The organism is Streptomyces sp. NPDC014734, from assembly GCF_043083325.1.
Classification (GTDB): Bacteria; Actinomycetota; Actinomycetes; order Streptomycetales; family Streptomycetaceae; genus Streptomyces.
The window spans coordinates 108,458-128,029 of the sequence record NZ_JBIBYN010000002.1 but is presented as its reverse complement, the minus strand read 5'-3'; the positions used below and the strand labels follow the sequence as shown (position 1 = coordinate 128,029).

General features: G+C 70.4%; 16 protein-coding genes. 6 read left to right on the top strand and 10 right to left on the bottom strand.

The annotated features are described in order from the left end of the window. Positions 1-67 precede the first annotated feature (67 nt). From ACF1CT_RS04480 to ACF1CT_RS04470, 3 genes are all read right to left on the bottom strand, one after another. Positions 68-1,306: a cytochrome P450 gene (locus ACF1CT_RS04480; RefSeq protein WP_391782261.1), complete on the bottom strand. Its 1,239-nt coding sequence runs from the start codon at positions 1,304-1,306 to the stop codon at positions 68-70. A 185-nt stretch (positions 1,307-1,491) separates the two neighbouring features. Continuing rightward, entirely contained in the window at positions 1,492-2,886 is a 1,395-nt protein-coding gene (locus ACF1CT_RS04475; RefSeq protein ID WP_391782260.1) for an NAD(P)/FAD-dependent oxidoreductase, read from the bottom strand. Then, positions 2,876-3,136: a ferredoxin gene (locus ACF1CT_RS04470; protein ID WP_391782259.1), complete on the bottom strand. Its 261-nt coding sequence runs from the start codon at positions 3,134-3,136 to the stop codon at positions 2,876-2,878. Before ACF1CT_RS04470 ends, ACF1CT_RS04475 begins: the two co-directional genes overlap by 11 nt. A gap of 872 nt (positions 3,137-4,008) precedes the next feature. On the opposite strand from ACF1CT_RS04470, the gene ACF1CT_RS04465 reads away from it, so the two are divergent. The 4 genes from ACF1CT_RS04465 to ACF1CT_RS04450 all read left to right on the top strand — a co-directional run bounded on the left by ACF1CT_RS04465 (position 4,009) and on the right by ACF1CT_RS04450 (position 9,789). After that, positions 4,009-5,268, top strand: coding sequence for a helix-turn-helix domain-containing protein (locus ACF1CT_RS04465; RefSeq protein WP_391782258.1), 1,260 nt, complete (start codon positions 4,009-4,011; stop codon positions 5,266-5,268). A gap of 374 nt (positions 5,269-5,642) precedes the next feature. Then, positions 5,643-6,458, top strand: a complete 816-nt coding sequence (locus ACF1CT_RS04460) for a toll/interleukin-1 receptor domain-containing protein (RefSeq protein ID WP_391782257.1) — start codon at positions 5,643-5,645, stop codon at positions 6,456-6,458. Between the two features lie 86 nt (positions 6,459-6,544). Beyond that, positions 6,545-8,437, top strand: coding sequence for a hypothetical protein (locus tag ACF1CT_RS04455; protein ID WP_391782256.1), 1,893 nt, complete (start codon positions 6,545-6,547; stop codon positions 8,435-8,437). Further along, complete coding sequence (locus tag ACF1CT_RS04450) at positions 8,434-9,789, top strand: hypothetical protein (RefSeq protein WP_391782255.1); 1,356 nt, start codon at positions 8,434-8,436, stop codon at positions 9,787-9,789. Before ACF1CT_RS04455 ends, ACF1CT_RS04450 begins: the two co-directional genes overlap by 4 nt. Before the next feature lie 637 nt (positions 9,790-10,426). On the opposite strand, the gene ACF1CT_RS04445 is transcribed toward ACF1CT_RS04450, so the two are convergent. The 4 genes from ACF1CT_RS04445 to ACF1CT_RS04430 form a co-directional block, all read right to left on the bottom strand. Then, positions 10,427-10,645, bottom strand: coding sequence for an antitoxin (locus ACF1CT_RS04445; RefSeq protein ID WP_391782254.1), 219 nt, complete (start codon positions 10,643-10,645; stop codon positions 10,427-10,429). A 43-nt stretch (positions 10,646-10,688) separates the two neighbouring features. Further along, positions 10,689-11,636: a phosphorothioated DNA-binding restriction endonuclease gene (locus ACF1CT_RS04440; RefSeq protein ID WP_391782253.1), complete on the bottom strand. Its 948-nt coding sequence runs from the start codon at positions 11,634-11,636 to the stop codon at positions 10,689-10,691. Positions 11,637-11,887: 251 nt separating this feature from the next. Beyond that, positions 11,888-12,481, bottom strand: a complete 594-nt coding sequence (locus tag ACF1CT_RS04435) for a hypothetical protein (protein WP_391782252.1) — start codon at positions 12,479-12,481, stop codon at positions 11,888-11,890. Positions 12,482-12,680: 199 nt separating this feature from the next. Beyond that, positions 12,681-13,700, bottom strand: coding sequence for an MBL fold metallo-hydrolase (locus ACF1CT_RS04430; protein WP_391782633.1), 1,020 nt, complete (start codon positions 13,698-13,700; stop codon positions 12,681-12,683). 19 nt (positions 13,701-13,719) lie between these two features. On the opposite strand from ACF1CT_RS04430, the gene ACF1CT_RS04425 reads away from it, so the two are divergent. Continuing rightward, a complete protein-coding gene (locus tag ACF1CT_RS04425; RefSeq protein WP_391782251.1) occupies positions 13,720-14,043 on the top strand; it encodes a hypothetical protein in 324 nt (107 codons plus the stop codon). 29 nt (positions 14,044-14,072) lie between these two features. Here ACF1CT_RS04425 and ACF1CT_RS04420 read toward each other — a convergent pair whose 3' ends face one another. Further along, positions 14,073-14,945: a serine hydrolase gene (locus tag ACF1CT_RS04420; RefSeq protein ID WP_391782250.1), complete on the bottom strand. Its 873-nt coding sequence runs from the start codon at positions 14,943-14,945 to the stop codon at positions 14,073-14,075. Next, the gene (locus ACF1CT_RS04415) at positions 14,942-15,928 is read right to left on the bottom strand and encodes a LysR substrate-binding domain-containing protein (protein ID WP_391782632.1); all 987 of its coding nucleotides are present in this window, start codon (positions 15,926-15,928) and stop codon (positions 14,942-14,944) included. Before ACF1CT_RS04415 ends, ACF1CT_RS04420 begins: the two co-directional genes overlap by 4 nt. A gap of 85 nt (positions 15,929-16,013) precedes the next feature. Between ACF1CT_RS04415 and ACF1CT_RS04410 the strand changes: the two genes are divergently transcribed. Further along, positions 16,014-17,846, top strand: a complete 1,833-nt coding sequence (locus ACF1CT_RS04410) for a penicillin-binding transpeptidase domain-containing protein (RefSeq protein WP_391782249.1) — start codon at positions 16,014-16,016, stop codon at positions 17,844-17,846. A 450-nt stretch (positions 17,847-18,296) separates the two neighbouring features. On the opposite strand, the gene ACF1CT_RS04405 is transcribed toward ACF1CT_RS04410, so the two are convergent. Further along, positions 18,297-19,340: an LAETG motif-containing sortase-dependent surface protein gene (locus tag ACF1CT_RS04405; RefSeq protein ID WP_391782248.1), complete on the bottom strand. Its 1,044-nt coding sequence runs from the start codon at positions 19,338-19,340 to the stop codon at positions 18,297-18,299. Positions 19,341-19,572 lie beyond the last annotated feature (232 nt).

Here is a 19,572-nt window from a genome sequence, read left to right as displayed (position 1 = left end):
CACGGGCCGAGGACCACCCGCCCCGCTCGCCCGGCCCGCTCTGCCTGCCCGGCCCGCACCCGCCCCGCTACTTCCTCACCCCGTCGAACTCGATGTTCAGATGGCGGGGGCCGCGGAGCACGGCGTTGCGGCGGTACGGCGGCGGATCCTCCACCAGGCGCGGGTTGTCGAGCCGCCGGGCGAGCTCGGACAGGGCGATCTGGGCCTCCAGACGGGCGAGGGGTGCGCCGAAACAGGTGTGGATGCCGCTGCCGAAGCCGAGGTGCTGGTTGTCCTTCCGGCCGGGGTCGAAACGGTCCGGCTCGGCGAAGCGTCGTGGATCACGGTTGCCGGAGGCCAGCACGAGCCAGAGGGCGGAACCCTTGGCGACGGTGATGTCGCCGAGATCGATGTCCGCGAGGGTGGTGCGCTGCGGCAGCAGTTGCACGGGCGGCTCGAAGCGCAGCAGTTCCTCCACGATCGGGACGGCGAGCCCGGGGTCGTCGCGCAGCCGTGCCAGCACACCGGGGTTGCGCAGCAGGGTGAGCATCCCGTTGGTGATCAGGTTGACCGTGGTCTCGTGGCCGGCGATCAGCAGCAGCGCGGCGGTGCTGAGCAGTTCCATCCGGCTCATCCGCCCGTCGGGGCCGTTCTGGGCGACCAGCGCGGAGAGCATGTCGTCGCCGGGCGCGCCGCCGCGTTCGTCGATGAGTCCGGACAGGTACGCGCCCAGTTCGGTCCGGGCCCGCTGGGTGACGCGTCGCCGGTCGCCGGGGTCGTCGTCCGGGTCCGGATCGAGCCCGGCGGCGATGGTGTCGGCCCAGGTGTGGAAGCGCGCCTCGTCCTCGCGCGGGACGCCGAGGAGGCGGCAGATCACGGTGACGGGGAAGGGGTACGAGAAGTCGTCGACGAGATCGACCCGCTTCCGGTCCCCGAAGCCGTCGATGAGCCCGGAGACGATCCCGTCCAGTTCGCCGCGCATGTCATGGATGCGGCGGGGAGTCTCCGGCGGCCCGAACGGGCGCATCGCCATCCTGCGCAGCCGGTCGTGTTCGGGCGGGTCGAGCCGGAGGAACGACGGCGGCAGGACCGACGCGTCCTCGTCGTCCCCGAGCAGGCTGCCGCCCGCGCCGGGGGAGAGGTTGCGGGCGTCCGAGCTGACTCTCGGGTCGTGCAACAGGCTCTTGATCTCCCAGTAGGTGCTGACGACGAACAGGCCGTCCCCTGCCCGGACGACCGGCGTCCTGCGGAGTTCGGCGTACAGGGGGTACGGGTCGGCACGGTTCGCGGGGTCGAGGATCTTCCGCAGGAGTACGTCTGGCGTCATGGTGGCGGTCCTTGGAGGCGCGGGGCGAGGGGGCGGGCGGAGGAGCGCGGAACGACGGGCAACGGGCAACGGGCAAGGGCCGAGGGCTGGGAGCGTGGAACGACGGGCAAGGGCCGAGGGCCAGGGAGCGTGGAACGACGGGCGACGGGCGACGGGCCGCCCGGGAAGAGGAAGACGCGGACGGTTCAGCCTCCGGCCGGGGTGAACGTGATCCGCTGGTCGGACGGCGCGTACCCGCTCACGGTGACGGACGGCCCGTGGCTGGGCAGGGAGGGGTCCGGGAACTCGGCCGGGACCGGTCGCAGACCCTCCGGACGGAGGTCCACCGAGGTGTACGGCGGCGGGAACGGCGCGGCCGACTCGATCTGCCGCCGGTAGAACTCCAGCCACTTCGTCTGGTCGAAGGTGACCGCGGCGATGACCCGGTCCTGATACCCGTAGACGCAGGTGAAGCGACGATCGGAGAGCGAGCCCTGGGCGACGATGATCTCCTCGCCCAGGGACGGGACGCCCACCGACTTGATGTTGACGCCGAACTGGGCGGACCAGAACGCCGGTACCCACAGGTGCGGACGGCGCTGCGAACTGCTGCTGACCATGTTGTGCGCGGCGGTCTCGGCCTGTGCGACGGCGTTGCCCCAGTGTTCCAGGGACAGGAACTGGTACCCGAAGAGCGGATGCGGGGACCGGGCGACGTCACCGGCCACGAAGACGTCGTCCGTGACGATGCCCCGGACGTCGAAGGCCCGGCATCCGGCGTCGCAGGCGATCCCCCGCGGACCGGCGCCGAGCCCGGAACCGGCGAGCCACCCGGTGTTCCGCGACGCGCCGAGCGAGACCACCGCGACATCGGCGTCGACGGTGGTGCCGTCGGACAGGTGGGCGCGCCGCAGGCGCCCCGCAGCGTCGCCCTCCAACGCGGTGACCATGATTCCGCACCGCAGGTCGACCCCGTGCTCGCGTTGCAGTTCCGCTGCCACCCGGCCGACCACTCCGCCGAGCGCGCCCACCAGCGGCGCCGCACCGCGTTCGGCGACGGTCACCGGCAGCCCGCGTTCACGGCAGGCCGAGGCGATCTCCGAACCGGTGAACCCTGCGCCGATGACGAGCACCCGGCGGGGTGACGCGGCCAGCCGCCGCTGCAACCGGGCCGCGTCGTCACGGGTCCGCAGGACGAAGACCCCGTCGAGCCGGGCCTCCGTCTCGTGCGGCCAGGGCCGGGCGTGCACACCGGTGGCGATCAGCAGCCGGTCGTACTCCACCTCGTCCCCGTCGGCAAGGCGCACCCGACTGGCCGCCATGTCCAGCCCGGTGGCGGCGACGCCGAGCCGCCAGTGGGCGTCGAGCGCCGTGCGCCGGGGCAGCGCGGTACGGTCCGCCGCCGCCCGCCCCAGCAGCACCTGCTTGGACAGCGGCGGCCGGTCGTACGGCTCGTGGGGCTCGTCACCGATCAGCGTGAGCGACCCGGTGAAGCCCTCCTCGCGCAGGGTCTCCGCTGCCCGGAGACCGGCCAGCGAGGCGCCGACGATCACGATGCGCCCCTCGCGCCTGAACCGTTCCAGAGACCTGTCACCGGACACCGGAAGGCCCCCGTCCCGCCGCGTCCCCGCCCGCCGGACCCGGCGGGTCCGGGACGTCGGGCCCGTCGTCCACCAGGATCGCCTGCACGGGGCACGCGGCGACGGCACGCAGCACCTGCTCCCGTTGGGTCTCGTCGGCGTGCGGGTCGTACAGCAGCGCCTCGTCTCCGTGCATGGCGAAGACGTCGGGCGCGAGGAAGGCGCACTGCGCGTACCCCTGGCACCGGTTGAGATCGACGACAAGCCTCATCAAGGGGCCGTCCTTCCGACGTTCCGAGTGGTACCCCCCGCGCCTCAGCCTGTGAGCGCCGCCGCGGTTTGGCGAGCGAGGACGGCCCAATGGAGTCACCGAGGGGCGCGGCCCGCACGGCCGGACATCTGACCACCGAAAAAGAGAAGAAACCCCTTGACTCGTGCCAAAAGCGGAGGAAAATCACTAATACACCAGAAAACCAGAGCGAGCCGCACCATCGACGAAGACGTTCGTCGATCCGAGTGAGCCCCTCCTTGGCTCTGGCCAGGCCCCCGGCGGATCCACCCGATTCCGGAGCTCTCGACGACGGTCGAAACCCACGGAACCGAGAAGGACTACCGGGGACTGTCGTGTCCGGTGCTCAGGAGTCTCGATTTCCTGTCGATGTTCGAATGCCTGCGCCGGTGTCCGGCCGACAGATCCGGATGAGTCGCATCTCTCGCTCCGAGGAACGTCGACTCGGGCGGAGTGCCGTATTGCCTTTCCGGCCGCCGGCCCCCGCTCGATGCATCCAGTTCGTGTCGTCGAAGGGGCGGCTGCTGCAGGAGCGGTTTTGTGTCGAAGCCCGACACGGCACCTGCAGCATGCTGCCGCTTTGGCTTCTCCCTCGGCCTTCCCTCCCCGGCCTTCCCTCCTTCCTTCCTTCCCTCCCTCCCGGTCCTTCCCGCTCCTGGCCCTCTCCCCGGCCTTCCCTCCGCCGCTCTCTCCTGCGTCGACGGGATCCGTCGTCCGCTCAAGTTCATGAACTGCCGTATGAAATGGCGAGATCTGTGCGGATGGAAAGAAGAGGAAACAGGAAACATTTACTTCACCGGGTGGAAGCGCGGAATGACGTGCCAGACTCTTCGCCGTGAGCACCGGACGCCCAAGTGCAGGGGCTCGTCCGACCTTTGGGAAAGGGGAAGCTCGTGGAATTTCCTTTACGCTTCGGGGCGGAGTTGCGGAGGCTGCGCCAGGACGCGGGCATGACTCTGCAGGCATGCGCAGATGCTGTGAACTACAGCAAAGGTCACTTGTGCAAGATTGAGCGAGGTGACAAGCGCCCCACGATGGCTCTGGCCCGACAATGTGACACGCTTTTCAGGACGGGCGGGCGGCTGCAGCGCATGGTGCGTCCCGAAGGGATCGCAGAGGCCGACGGTCCTGCTCCGGCGCGTCGCGACGTGATCGCCACTGGGGTCGCGTCCTTGCTCGCCGCCGCATTGACCGGGCCCGGAACGGACAGCACTGCCGAGGCCGACGGGCCACCCACGGCCGCGCTGTTCCGCGACCAACTGCACCAGATGCGGCGGCTCGGGCAGAACGCCGCCCCCGGCGTGCTGCTTCCGGTCCTGCGCTCGCAGGCGGAGACGGTCACCGTACTCGCGGCCCGGGCCTCGGGCGCCACCCGGACCGGACTGCTGGTCGTCGCGGCCCGCTTCGCCGAATACACCGGCTGGATGGCCCAGGAAGCAGGAGACGAGGCGGCCGCCCTCAAATGGACGGACGACGCCGTGGAACTCGCCCGCGCAGGCGGGGATGATCAGTTGGCTGACTACGCGCTTGTTCGCCGCGCACTCGTCACCTTCTACAACGGCGACGCGGCCGAGACGGTCGGCCTCGCGCAACAGGCCCAACGAAGCGTCCTGCCGCCCCGTGTCCGGGGCCTGGCTGCGCAACGGGAGGCGCAGGGGCACGCTCTCGCCGGCGACGAGAGGGCATGCCTGCGCGGACTGGAACGGGCACGTGTCTTGCTCGCCGCGGCGGATGAGGCGGCCGACACCCCGGTGCTCGGCACCACGAACCTTGTCGATCCGGTGTCCATGGTGACCGGCTGGTGCCTCCACGACCTGGGACGGCCTCGCGAGGCTGCCGAGGTTCTGGACCGGGAATGCCGACGCATCCCGCCCCACGCCCTGCGTACCCGTACGCGTTACGGCCTTCGCAGCGCCCTGGCCCATGCCGCCTCGGGCGAGGTTGAGCGGTCCTGTGAGGTCGCCCGCGAACTTCTGGCCTACACACACATCGCTCCGTCCGCCACCGTGCGGGCGGATGTGCGCAAACTCGACCGGGAGTTGTCCCGGTTCCGTGCGAATACTGCTGTGCGGGAGCTCCGGCCCGCGCTCGCGAACGCACTCAGCGCCAACTGAGCGCCAACTGAGCGCCAAATCGGGCGTATCGGCCGCGGATTACGGGCGCGTGCCCCTCCGGCCGCGTCCTGCCCACGGCACATCGCCGACCCCGTCCCATGCCGGACACGGTCCGTCCCGCAACAGCGCCTGATTTATGTCAGTCGCTGATTCCCGTCAGTACTGCCCCATGCCGACGCGGTCACCCGCGACGGCATTTGCCCACCGGGCCTCGCGCTGCCCGAAACCCGGTGGCGCGCTGCCCGGAAGTACCGCGAGTACGGATGTGAGCACATCGACGCGCCACCCGGACCGCAGACAACCGGTTCAAGCGGCGTGCATGCACACCGGCACTGCGCACCAGACCACTTGAGCACACCGAAGGAGACTCCGTCATGCCACTGATCTTCGTGAACTACCGCACCCGGGACGAAGCGGCGACCGCTGCCCTCATCGAGCGGGAGCTCTCCCGGGTCTTCGGCGACGGGAACGTCTTCCGCGCAAGTAAATCCATCGAACCCGGAAGCCGGTTTCCGCTGGAACTCCTCAGGGCCGTCCGCCGCAGCAGCGTGCTGCTGGCGGTCATCGGCCCCCGGTGGTTCGAGACCCGGTCGGCCGACGGCCGCAGCGCCCTGCACGATCCGGACGACTGGACGCGCCGGGAGATCGAGGAGGCGTTCGAAATGGGAGCAGTGGTCATCCCCGTCCTCGTCTCAGGGACGGAACGCCTCAACGCCAAGGACCTTCCGCCCGAACTCGGTATCCTCGCCGATTGCCAATACCGCCGTTTCGATCACCGCAACGTCGAAGCCGACCTCGCACGACTGGCCGACGACCTGATCGGCCTGCTGCCCGAACTTGCCGAGGCGGCACGCAACAACGGCTACGTGCCGCGGGTTTCGGCAAAGTCGGCCGGTGATGGCGATGGCGGCGGAGATGGTTCCGGTGACGAGCGGGATGGCGAGGCCGCCCGCGTGCGCGCGGGGGTGATCAAGCACCGTCAGCGAGGGGGCATCGGCAACCTCAACGGAGACTTCCGTGGCACTTTCGTCAGCGAGCCCCGGGGCCCGGTCCACACCGGTAGCGGACAGCAGAACCTCGCCCCGAACTTTTCCGGTGACGCGATGGACGTCAACTATGTGGCCGACAACCACGGAACCATCCGGCAGCAGTCGAACCGGGGCGAGCGGACGGCGGATGGAGGCCGGTGAACGGCTCCGGCCACGCAACGGTCAACGAGCCCCGCGGACCGGTGCACAACGGTGGCGGGGATCAGCACATCGCATACACGATCGGTGTGAACGAACCCCCGTTCCGGGCCGGGGCCGCACGTCTGCGGATCCAGCAGGAACACCGCCACCACCTGACCCGGTGCTTCGTCCCCCCGCGTCACTACGGCCGTGCCGCCGATGAGTTGATGCGGGAAGGCGCGGTGGTCCTGCTGGACGGCCCTGCCGGGATCGGCAGGCGGGCGGCCGCGACCATGCTCCTGAAGAACGCGTCGGTCGACGGCGGCCAGATCGAGGAACTGCCCCTGTCCCTGGAGGCGGACTCGCTCAAGACCCAGTCCGCCGATTGCTACCTGCTGGACCTGTCCAACGTGTCCGACGAGGACTACCCGTCCGCTCAGCACACCCTCATGCACTACAGGTGGCGGGTCGAGGAGTGCGGGGCCCGCATGGTCGCCGTGCTCCCGGTCGGCCTGGGGTGGATGCTCGACGCGGATCTGGCCCCCCTGGTGATCTCACTCGAACGGCCTCCGGCCCGCTACGTCTTCAGCCGCTGTCTGCGGGCACATGGCGTGACCTTCGGGCCGGGCGAGCTGAGCACCGACGAACTCACCCGCATGTTCGCCACGGCGTCCATGCAGGAGCTGTCCCGTCTTGCCGCACTGGTCGCGAAGGCGAGGGAGACCCACCGCCACGGCGCGAGCTTCGCGGAGTGGCGGGAGAGCGCCGTGGAGGCCGCGACCAAGTGGTCCGACGAGGTGGCCAAGCAGCTGAGGGAGCATCGGACCGTTCCGGAACGCTCCCTGCTGCTCGCCGCGGCCATGGCAGAAGGCGCGTCGGCGGACGCCGTGCAGTCCGCCGCCGACAGCCTGCTGGACGTTCTGGCCTACCAGAGGGACGACACGCCCCCACTGGGCCAGGCGGACCTCGGCGAGCGGTTGAGGGCGTTGGACGTCGAACGAGGGGACGACGGCAGGGTCGGGTTCACCAGACTCGCCTACGACGGCGCGGTGAGGCGGCACTTCTGGGAGAACTTTCCCGATATCCGGTCGGACTTCCGCGACTGGGTGGGACGGTGCGTGGAGCTCTCCGAATTCGGGGCCGAGGACCGGGCGCGACTGGTCGCCAGGTTCGCGGAGCGGGCTCTCACTGCAGGATTCCCCGGCCATCTGTGCGAGCTCGTCGAGCTGTGGACGCGATCCTCTGCACGCGGGCCGTTTCGTGCGGAGGCCACGATCGCCCTGGAGATGGGCCTCAGCCACGAACGGCACGGTGCGTACTTCCGCGGCCGCGTGTACGACTGGGTGAGGAAGGCTCCTTTGAGACCCGCTCTGGCAGGCGCACTGACAGATGTCTGCCAACAGGTGATCGCGGTGACCCATTCCGAACAGGCCGTGGTCAGACTGCGCCACCTCGCGCAGCGGCAGCGAGGTGAGGAGGGCGAGGCAGCCCGTTCAGCGCTGCTGGGACTGGCCCGGGGGAGCAGGCGGCTGTTCGGCCGACTCTCCGAGCGCCTCGTGAATTCCGCGTCGTCGCCGGGTCCCGGTCCAGACATCCTGCTGGACCTGCTGGACCCCGTCCGGTTGCGGATCACCCCGCCCTGGCAGGAGTACACCCTGGCCTGGCGGGTGGTCATGCTCGCGAGGCCGGCCGAGGCATGGACCCCGACCGTGCGGCGATGGCTCACTGCACGGGCCTCCGGACGCACGGGCGAGCAGGCCTTGAAGGCGCTGATCATCGCTGCGGTCGACGACACCGATCCTTCGCGGCTGAGCCGCCTCTACGCGACCGCGTGGGACTGGGCGGAACGGCCTGGGGCCGACGTACCGCAGGAGAGGCGGACGCGACGCGAAGTCCGCGAACGGATCTCCGAACGATTCTGCCGGAACATCGACATGGTGCAGGGCATCGAGGACATGCGCTCGGAGCCCGGCGCACAGAGGACTAGGGAGAGGGAATGACCCCCCGCCACCTGCTATTTCTGTTGCTCGCGGCCGTTGTGGCCGGTGTCCTGGGGGTGGGTTCCGCCCTCGGCTGGCCGATCTGGATCTGGTTCCTCCTGGCCGCCCTGGTGGCCGGCGTCCTTCTGCTCGGCATGCTCCTGCCCCGTACCGGTGAGCCGTTCGCTCCCGCCCGCCTGGAGCCGGACGCCACCATGCCGCTGCCTCCCGTCGAGCCCCCCTACCTGGTGACCGATGTGATGTCGGTGTCGGTGGAGAGTGCGAAGGCGGACTACCCGTTCCTGTTCTCCGCCGTGATCCGCTGGCGGACGACATCTGCGTTCGGCCCTGCCTCGCACGGCAATCCGTCGAGTCTGGCAGTGGCCGCCGTCCTGAACCGTGTGCGGGACTCTGTGGCGGCCGAGCACCCGAACCGGTGCGGATACCTCCAGCACTGGCTGGAGGGGGTTCTCGGGTCTCCGGTCACCGACGAATCGGGGCTCGTTTCGGCCTTCGCCACCGATATTCGGCTCACCCTGAGCCGTTCGGATCAACAACACCTGGACGAACTTGAGGAACTGCGCAAGTCCGCGAGCACCTGGCAGAGCCGACGTGAGTACGAGTGCGACCGTCGGGCCTACCTCGGGGACGACGTCCTGCGCAGCCCCGGGAGCGCGGTCGTCTGGTGGATGGCACGACACGAGGACGAGATCGATCGCGCGGTGGAGATGATCGCCCCTCTGACATGTCTGTCGGCCGCGGCCAACGACAAGGAGATTCCGGAGGAATTCCGTCACCTGATCACAGCGCTGGAGAGCCCGGAGGACGGATCCTCGGCAGGTGGCTTCGAGCATCCGGAGCCCTTGGCGGACTATACGGAACCCGTCGCGGCACGGGCCGATGGGACGAGCGATGCCTCACGGACCCGGCGGCGGTCGAAGCCGAGTGATCACGTAGCCGCCCTGGTGGACGAACTGGGCCTGGAGAAAGATGTGCGCGCGGCGTTCATTCAACGCCTGGCCAGCACGTCTGCGGCAGCGGGCCGGAGCGACGCCGCGGACGGCATCCGTCAGGATCTGCTGCATGTCGCGGGCGATGGACCGGGCACGGGAGCCTACGAGGTCCCGTCGGAACCCGTACTGCCGACGACCGGTCCGGTGGGGCCGTCACGTGCTGAGGACTTTCCGGCTCCCCGAGCGAACGGCCAGGCAGGCACTGGGAGGCCGGAGTCGGCGGACGCCGACTGGCGGTACGGCGGAGGAGAGCGCACCGCTCCCGGCGCGGAGCCGCCCGCACCTCCTGTTTCCGGTTCGGGCGGCGGGGACCGGAACGCTTTCGATGAGGGACGTGGAGAAGACGGAACGTGGCAGTGACCGTCGCATCGAAAGGTGACGTCTTCACTCGCATCGACCGGTGTGCACGGCCGCTGTGCTGACGACCGCCTGTTCAGGCAGCCGGGGACGAACCCCTCACTGCGGTCCGATGCCTGTATGAAGCCGGACTACCTGCATGAAGTCGGACTAACTGCGCTGCACGATCTGCGGGAACGGCCGTGATCACGACGACCCCGTCTGCCGTGCCCCGTGGCAGCACATCGCACGACACATCCACGAGAAAGCCGGAGAAGGAGGCGAGCGGCGATGGGTACTCATCGCGCTGTGGCTCCTGACACCGCATCTCGGAGGGGGGCGCGGCCGGTCGCCCGTCGTACGGGTGCCGAGACGGCCGACGTGTGCCGGGAGGGGCGACGTGTGCCGGGAGGGGCGAGCTGTGGGACCTTCAGGAGAATGCCGCAGGCTTCGGCCCGAGAGTTCCCCCGGCTCCCGCATTCCGCACAGCATCTCGGCGGGCGTGGCGCGTTGGCCGGGTCTCCGAGGTGCTGGATCGTCCGGTGGCAGCCATGCTGACATCCGCCGACCGGTCCGCCCGGGCGGAGGGATACGGGCCGGGGCGGGCCGGAACGGGAGGCCGGACGCGTGGGCTCCGGCTTCCCGCCTCCGGCCTCTCGCGTCAGTCCTTCTTCTCGCCGTGGTGCTCGCCCTTATCGCCCAGCTTCTCGACGAATTCCTGCGCCTTGTCGACGGCGGTGTCGATCTTGTCGCCGTGCTTGCCGCCGGTCTTGTCGTCGATGAAGTCGCCGGCCTTCTCAAGCCCGTCGGAGATCTTGTCGCCGTGTGCCTCGGCGATCTCCTCGGCCTTGTCCTTGAGGTTCTTCAGTGCGTCAAACATACGGAATCTCGACTTCCTTTGATGAAGTGCCTGGTCAGGAACGTCAGGGACATGATTCCACGGCGGGCCCGGCGAATGGGTGACGGACTTGGACGGCGGTGCCGGGGCGGGGGTCGCCGTGGAACACCTGATCGGCGTGCCAGGCACGGTGGGTGGCGGCGACGGAGGGGGTGCCCGGTTGAGGGCCGATGAGGGGACGGCCCGAGAGCGCTATGACGTGCTCGCGGGCGGCGGGGCTGTGTCCGACGAAACGCTGCGAGACCAGGATGCGGAGGCTTTCGCCCACTCCGAGAACACCCTTGTCGAAGAGCTTGTGGTGCAGCGAGCACAGGCACAGACCGTTGTCGACGTCGTCCGGACCGCCGAACGCCCACCACCGCACATGAGCGGCCTCCAGGCCGACCGGTGACGTACCGATCCTGCCGTCGTAGCCGCAGAAGGCACACCGGTACTCGTAGGCGGTCAGCACCATCTCCCGCATCCGCCGGTCCCGTTGACGTCGCGCCGTCGATCGCTGTTCGTCACCCCGTGGCGGCTCCCATCCCGGCTCCAGGCCGACGGCTTCGCACAGATCGGCGTGGAGCGAGGGAGGGAAGTTCCTTTCGAGCAGTACGCGCGCGATCCGGTCGCCCAGCGACGGATCCCGCCGCAGTGCCGACCGCAGTTCCGGCACCAGCCGTCCCGAGGCCCCCGTCTCCCGCAACTCCCGCACCCCGGTGCCGGGACTGCCCGTCCCGCGATCGGTGCGGACCGCCCACACACCGTCACCGACCAGATGGTGGAACGGATAGGAGGGCGTCGTCCGGTGGGGCGGTCCGTACTCGGCGAGCAGTTCCTTCAGGTCGTCCTCCACCGCGGAGTAACGCAGTTCGCCCTCGGCGTCCTGCTGGAAGCGGCCCAGCGCGTAGAGGAACAACAGGGGCTTGTGCGGGGCGCGTGTCCCGCTGCGGGTCCACTGCCGCAGCTCCGCGGCGCGTTCGAGCCAGTCCATGACCGGCGATCGTACTGAGTGCCGGATTCGCCGGGCCTCCCGCAGCCACGTCCTCGGTAGCGGGCCGCGCCGCACTGCGGCCGTGCGGTGCGGTGGCCGTGCGGTGCGGTGCGGTGCGGTGGGGTCGGGGCCGTTGGCCGGTGGGGCCGGTGGGGCCGGTTGGTCGGTGCGGTGGTGCGGTGGAGTGGTGGAGTGGTGGTGCGGCGGAGTGGTGGTGCGGTGGTCCGTCGGCTCGGTGGTGCGGCGGTTTCTCAGTGACCGTAGGGGGGTTCGAAGCAACCGGTCTCCGGGTACGGGCCGTTGGCCCGGGCCTCGTAGTTGGTTTTCTGCACGAACGCGGTGACACAGGCGTCGTCGTGGACACGCAGGCCGACCATCGCTCCCTCGGGCGTCACATAGCCTCCGTCCCGGTATCGGGGACGCATCTCCCGGACGGTGAGTGTTCCGCCGGTCCGTCCGCCGTCCCCCGCGGCGGGCGCCTCCTCGTAGCCGAGCCGGAGCAGGGCCGCGCGGACTTCCGAGGGCTTCCACTGCCCTTGCTTCCACAGCCGTTCCAGAACGGGCCTGATCCGTCCGGCCTCCCGCTCGGCGTCCTTCGCGTGGGCGGGTGACATGTCGCGCGGGTGACGGTAGGCGTTGTTCTCGTTGTAGTGCGGGGCGCCGTCGCCGGCCCCCGGCTCCACGTACGGGGAGGCTCCCGAGGCACTGGGCGAGGAGCCGACGACGGCGCCCGCCGCCGGGCCCGGGGCGCGCTGCTCACCGCAGGCGGTGAGCGACAGGGCGGCGGTGAGGAGGAGGCCGACAGCGGCGGGGGACAAGCGGCGGACGGACTCCGAGGTGGACATGGGCCGACTCTGCCATGCGGGCCCCCCATGCGTAAGGGCGGTGAGCCGGGCGAGTCCGGGTACGAGGGACCGGGTCCGGACCCCTTCGTACGCGGACCCGGCCCTGCCCTGCCCGCCGTGTCCGGTCCGGCTCTGCCCGGCCTGGATCCGCCCTGCCCGGGTCCGGTCCCTCCCCGCCGCACCACCCCGCCCGGCTTCGTCAGCTCCGCGGCCGCATGTCACCGGCGTATGTGGTGCGGAAGTCCGGTACGACGACGCGGCTCGTCGGGGAGACGCGGCGCACCTGTGCCACGAACGCGTCCAGATCCATGGACGGGTCGCGGCGCGGGGGCTCGGCGAGCGGCTTCTCGAAGTTGTCCCAGTGCACGGGCACGACGACGTCGGGGAGGTCCAGGGCGGGCAACAGCCGGGGCACGTAACGATGGGTGGCGGTACCGGCCGGCACGGCGATCATCGCGATGTCGGGCCGCAGACCCCGCACGGACCGTTCGGAGAAATCACTGGCGCCCATCAGGAACACGGAGGGGCCGTCGTCCCCGATCGTCACCTGGAAGGCCAGTGTGTCGCCCTCCGGAAGGTCCGAGATGGTGCTCGGGGCCATCGAGGGCGGCGCGGTGAGCGTGCCGGGAGCGAAATAGGAGTGCTTCTTGTTCCTGCTGTGCAGACTGGCCGCCACCTCGACGACGATTCCGCCGAAGTCCAGCACCTCGCCGCCCTTCACCACGGAGATCTGCCCCGGCTCGACACCGGACGCGACGAGCAGGTGGAACGTGGTCTCCGTACCGAGGACGCGGGCGCCGGTGGACTTCGCGATGTACGGGACATCGGCGAGGTGGTCCCAGTGGGAGTGGCTGACCAGGACGAGTTCGGGGTTTCCGATGTGCGCGTGCACCAGATCCGGATCGGTCGTCAGCCCCGTCCGCGGGTTGAAGGCGTCCTCGAAGAGACCGGTGTGGAAGCGCGTGAGGTACGGGTCGAAGAGTACGGTCCGGCCGCCGGTGTCGATGCGCCAGCCCGAGGTGCCCAGCCAGCGTAAGGACACCGAACCTGCCCGGGTGGCCCTGCGGGCCGTCGGGGCCGGGGACTCCGGTGCCGGCGAATCCGGTGTGCTGGATTTCGGCGTCGCGGGATTCGAGACGGTGGGGTTCGGGATCGCGGAGGCCGTGGCCGGGGTGGTGAGGAGCGGGACGGCCGCGCCGAGCGCCGCACCGCGCAGCATCGCCCGACGGCCGATCCCCATGCCGCTCGTCCCGCTCGTCCCGCTCGTGCTGTTCGCCCTGCTCGCGCCGCTCGTCCTGCTCGTCCCGCTCGTGCTGTTCGCCCTGCTCGCGCCGCTCGTCCTGCTCGTCCCGCTCGTGCTGCTCGCCCTGCTCGCGCCGCTCGTCCCGCTCGTCCCACGCGTGTCGCTCGATCCGCTCGTGTCGCTCATCCGGTTTGTTCCGCCCGTTCCGCTTGCCGGGTTTCTTCCGTCTGCTCGGCTGTTCATGGCGTCAGAGGACCAGACGGCATCCGGCCGCGTCCAAGTCCGCCGAGCGGTCGCAGCGATACGCGAGCGCATATGAAGCCTGGTCAGGACCCGTCCCGGCAGCCGTCATGGGGCGCGCAACGCATCGACGGCGATCCGGGCGGCCGTACCGATGACGGCGTCGGCGGCGGGGAGGGTGGCGGCGGTGTTGGCGGTCCGGGTGAAGACGGCGACGGCGTAACGGCCCCCGTCGGGGTACTCGACGACGCCGACCTCGTTGCGCAATGTCGGCAGAGTGCCGGTCTTGCCGGCGACGTGGACGTCGTCGAAGGGGAAGCCGGATGCCAATCGGTGCGGCCAGACCTGCAGGCCGAGGAGGCGGCGGATGGCGGCGCAGTGCTCCGGCGGACAGGTCTCGTCCCGCCAGACGGCGCCGAGCAGCCGGGTCATGTCGCGTGGGGTGCTGCGGTTGGTGCGGGCCGGATCGAGTGCCCGCAGCCGGGTGATGACGTGCGGATCGGCAAGGGCCCGGGCGCCTGCGGGACCGGCGTCCTCCCGGAGGGTGGCGAAGAGCTCCCCGAAGCTCTGGACGGCGTACGTACGGGCGAGGCCGAGGCGGGCCGTGGTGCGGTTGACGGCGTCGAGGCCGACGCGTCCCAGGAGCACGTCGGCTGAGGCGTTGTCGCTGACGGCCATCATCAGGTACGCGACATCTCGCAGGGACATGCGGACGGGGTCGAGCATGGCGGCCAGACCGGTGGGACCGGCGGTCCGGCCGGCCGGGGCGCACTCGATCTGCTCGCCGAGGTCCAGACCGCCCGCCGCGGCGAGTTCGTGCAGGGTGACGAGCAGGCAGAGCTTGTGGACGCTGGCGGTGCAGACCGGCTGGTCCGCGCCGATGTCGATCTGGGCGCCGGAGTCGATGTCGAGGGCGTGAAGTCGACCGGTGACGCCGGCCTCGGCGAAGGCCGCGTGGATGCGGGCGGGGGCGTCGGTCACAGCCAGTACTCCGATGCCGGACGAAGGTGCATCGGTCGTGAGGGTACGTCTGCGGTCGCACCGGCCGTGGTGCGCAGCACGTGCGTGGCCGCATCCGCGAACGCGCCGACGGCGGCGTCACCGCGCCCCTTGGGCCAGGCGACGGAGTGCCGCAGCGCCAGCGGGGCGCCGACGAGTGGACGCCACACGATCCCCGGGCCGGAGCCGGGGCGGCGTTCCGGTTCCTCCGCGGGCCGGGGCCGGGTGTCGCGGGGCCCGAGGGCGACGGCCCCGGCGGACAGGACCAGGCCGCGGACGAAGTCGGCGCCCTGGCCATGCCGGACGGTGCCGGGCGTGTAGCCGTTGCGGGCGCAGGCGGTCAGCAGGTCGTCGTAGAGCGCCGGGGCCCCGGCGCGGGGGAAGAGGATCAGGTCGTACCCGGCGAGTGAGGCGAGCGGCACCTCGTCGAGCCCGGCCACCGGGGCGTCGCCGGGCAGCAGCACGCCCAGTTCGCGGCGGAGCACCGGACCCAGTTCCAGGCCGGAGACGTCGCAGGGGTGGTGAACGACTCCGACGTCCAGGTCGTGTGAAGCGAACCGGGCGAGCTGCTGGGCGGTGGTCAGTTCGTGCAGCTCCAGTTCCAGCCCGGCATGGCGCCTTTCGAAGTCCGCCAGGAGCGCGGCCACGGTCTCGCCCGCGATGTCGGGGGACAGCGCGGCGCGCAGGAGTCCGGTCTCGCCGTCCCGGATGCGGCGCGCGGTGGCCATGAGTGCGTCGGAGCGGGCGAGCAGCTCACGGGCATCCGCCAGCAACAGCGTGCCCGCCTCGGTGATGGTCACCCGTCGGCTGCTGCGTTCGAACAGACGGACGCCCAATTCTCGTTCCAGGCGCTGGATGCGCTGCGACAGGGGTGGCTGAGCCATGCCCAAGCGGGCTGCGGCACGGCCGAAGTGTGACTCTTCTGCAACAGCCACGAAGCACTCCAGGTGCCGTACCAGGTCCACGATCTGCAAGCATATGGGATATTGATTGATCTGAGTTCTATGCGCATCTTGGACGGATGCCGCGAGTCATTGCTCTCCTCGGACCATGGACATGGATTCCGGCACTCATCGCGACACCCATCCCGACACCACCGCGCCGTCGTTCCGCGGCACATCCCGGAACAGATCCCGCAGCAGTCCCCGCAGCAGTCCGCGCAGCAGATCCGGCCGAGCGGGCCGTGCCGCCGTCGCCGTGGCCGTCGTGACCGCTGCGGCCGTGGGCGGAACGTACGCGGTCGGCCTCGGCCCCTTCGCCCGTGGCGCGTCCACCGATTCCGCCCCCGATCCGGCGGCCGCGGCCCAGGCGCACGCGTTCCTCACCGACTGGGCCGCCGGACGCCTGCCGAGCGCGGCCGACCGCACCACCCGTCCCGAGCGGGCACGAGAGGTACTGGGCAACTTCACCGCGGGCCTCGACATCGACAAGCCCGCGTTGACGGCTGCGGCGCCGACGAAGGCCGCGGACGGCACGGTCGCCGTCCCGTTCACGGCACGGATGCCGATCAACGGACTGGGCACCTGGACGTACACCTCCGCGCTGTCGCTGGGCAAGCAGGACGACGGCCGGTGGATGGTGCTCTGGAAGCCGGCGCTCGTCCACCCGCGCCTGAGCGAGACCGAGAAGTTCCGTCTGGAACGTGAGGACACGCGGACCTCCGTCCCCGATGCCACCGACCGGAACGGGAAGACCCTCACGGCCGCCGCGTTCCCCTCCCTGAGCCCCGTTCTGGCCCAGTTGGGTTCCGGACGCGTCGCCGGTCCGCGCGGGGCGATCCACCTCGTCGACCGAACCACGGGAGAAGTCGAGCGCACGGAAGCCACCTTCGGCACCGAGCCCGGCACGAAACCCGGCACCGAGACAGACACGCGCCCCGGCACCGAGACGGACACACGACCCCGCACCGAGACGGACACACGACCCGGGAACGAGCCCACCACACAGCCCGAAGAGGATCCGGCGGACCGGCCCACCCGCACCACCCTCGACGCCACCTGGCAGGCCGCCGCGGAAAAGGCCCTCACGAACGAAACACACGGCAGGAACGCCTCGCTGGTCGCCCTCCGGATCGACAACGGCGAGATCCTGGCCCTGGCGAACGCCCCGTCGTCAGGTTTCAACCGCGCAGCCTCCGGCACCTACGCGCCCGGCTCCACCTGGAAGATCGTCACCATCGGCGCCCTGCTGCTCAAGAACGCCGTCGCGCCCGACGATGTCGTGGACTGCCCCAAGTACCTGACGGTGGGAAAGCAGTTCCACAACGTGGAGACCTCCGAACACCGCGGCGCGACCTTCCGCAAGGACTTCGCCGAGTCGTGCAATACAGCGTTCATCGGTCTGCGCGGCGAACTCGGCGATGGGGAACTCGGCGACGTCGCCCGCGAGTACTTCGGCGTCGGCCAGGAGTGGCATGTCGGCATCCCCTCGTACGACGGGTCGGTGCCGGAGCCGAAGGACGAGACGGAGAAGGCCGCCTCGATGATCGGGCAGGGGCGGATCCAGGCCAACCCGCTCATCATGGCTTCGGTCACCGCCACGGCGGTCTCCGGAACCTTCCACCAACCCACCCTCACGGGCGGGACCCGGGACACGACCTCCACCACCGCGCTCCCGCGGAGAGTCGTTTCCCAGTTGCGCGAGCTGATGCGCGTCACCGTCACCGACGGCACGGCGAGAAGCCTTTCCGACCTCCCGGGGACCGTCGGCGCGAAGACCGGCACCGCCGAGGTCGCGGAGGACGCCCCCAACAACGGCTGGCTCGTCGCTCACCGCGGCAACGTGGCCGTGGCGTGCGTCGTGGAGGAGGGAGTCACCGGCGGCGGTTCGGCGGGTCCCATCGTGCACAGCCTGCTGGCCGCCGTGCCCGCCGACGCGTCGTGACGACGGCGGACCGGACCGGTCGGCCTCGGGCGCGTGCACGACTCGGGGGCGACGGCCGTTGGCTCGTTCACCCCGCGGGGGCCGGACAGCCGGTCGCCCGCCGTGGTCACGCGCGTGACCACGGCGGGCGACAACCCGACGAACGCGGCACCGCTCCCGGCGCACCGGCCACCCGGGCTGCCTCCCGTGCCCGCCACCCATCCCCACGACGGCCCCGCCACATGCGGCGGCCCGCCCGACAACGGAGTCGGCCCGCCCAGACGGCAGGAACCGGCCGGCACCGAGAAACCAGCAGGGCACCGAGAAACCGACCGGCACCGAGGAATTTGCTACACGGCGGGATCGGTCTGCACAGCAGCTTCGACTACACCGGAGCTTCGACTACACCGGAGCTTCGGCTGCATCGGAGCTTCGGCTGCACCGGAGCTCCGGCTGCACCGCAGCCTCCGGCTATACGGCGGAATCGGCCTTGCGCCGACGCACGACGAAGACGGCCCCGGCACCCATGGCGAGCGCGGCTCCCCCGAAGGCGGCGATGGTCGGCAGCGCACTCGCGGAACCGGTCTCGGCGAGCGCGCCGCTGACCGGGACCGTTCCGCCCTCTCCCTGCGCCGCAGGCTTGTTCCCGCCGCCGCGCGTGCCATCGGCACCCTTGTACCCGACGTTGTCCGCCTTGCCGGGCTTGCTCTCGGCGTCCTTCACCTTGCCGGGTTCGCTGCCGGGGGAGAGCACCGTGAAGTCGAACTGGCTGATGCCGTCGAAGCCGCACTTGTCGTCTTCGCCGTACGAGTAGCCGGTGGTGAAGAAGTATCCGGTTCCCGCCCTGGCCTTCTCGCCGACCTTGATACGCATCCCGGTGTCCGCGTACTCACCCGGCCCGAGGCTCTTCACCGTGGCGAAGTCCTTGTTGTCGAAGACTCCGGCACCTTCGCCCTCGATGGCCTTCCACTTGCCGGTGCTCGTGTCGAACCACTCGACGGTGACGTCCAGTTGCGCGACATCGTCGATGCCCGGATCGGCAGTGCCGAGATAGAGGGTGATGTCGGTCTCCATCACCTTGATCTCGGACACGTTGGTCACGCGGTAGGTGAAGTCGTGCCAGCCGGATCCGGCGACGATCGTGCTCGGCAGTCCGCGCAGCGACGTCTTCCCGCGGTCCTCGTCCGGAATGCCGGAACAGAACGTCGGGCGCGTGTACGTCGGTGACGGCTCGGTGCTCGGCGTGGCCGCCCGGTCTGCGGCGAGGTCGGCCACCGACCGGGGACTCGCCTCGCCGGTCGGCTGCCCGGCCGGGAGCCGTGCGTCCTCGTCGGCCTTTTCGGCGTCGGCGGTGGTGGACGGTTCGGGGGCCGTCGTGGGGGCGGAGGACGCGGAGGCGGTGACATCGTCGGCCGTAGGTTCCCCCGCCGCGTACGCGGCCGGAGCCACGAACAGTGCGAGGGGGCCGATGACAGCCGTCACGGCCGCGGTTGCCAGAACGCGTTGGAGCTTCATGTAACCCTTCCGTCGGAACTCAGCTGAACGGCCAACCAGGCGTGGGGGAGCGCGGCGCAGCCGTACGCGGGTACACCCTTGTGATCGGCGAGACCGTCAGAAGGTTGTGCGGCGCCTCGCCCCCTTCCTGTGACCTGCCTCACCGCACACGGAACACGGCACACCGCTCCGGGGCGGAAGCGGCATAACGACCGGGCCGCGACAGACAGACAGACGGGCGAGGCAGACAGAG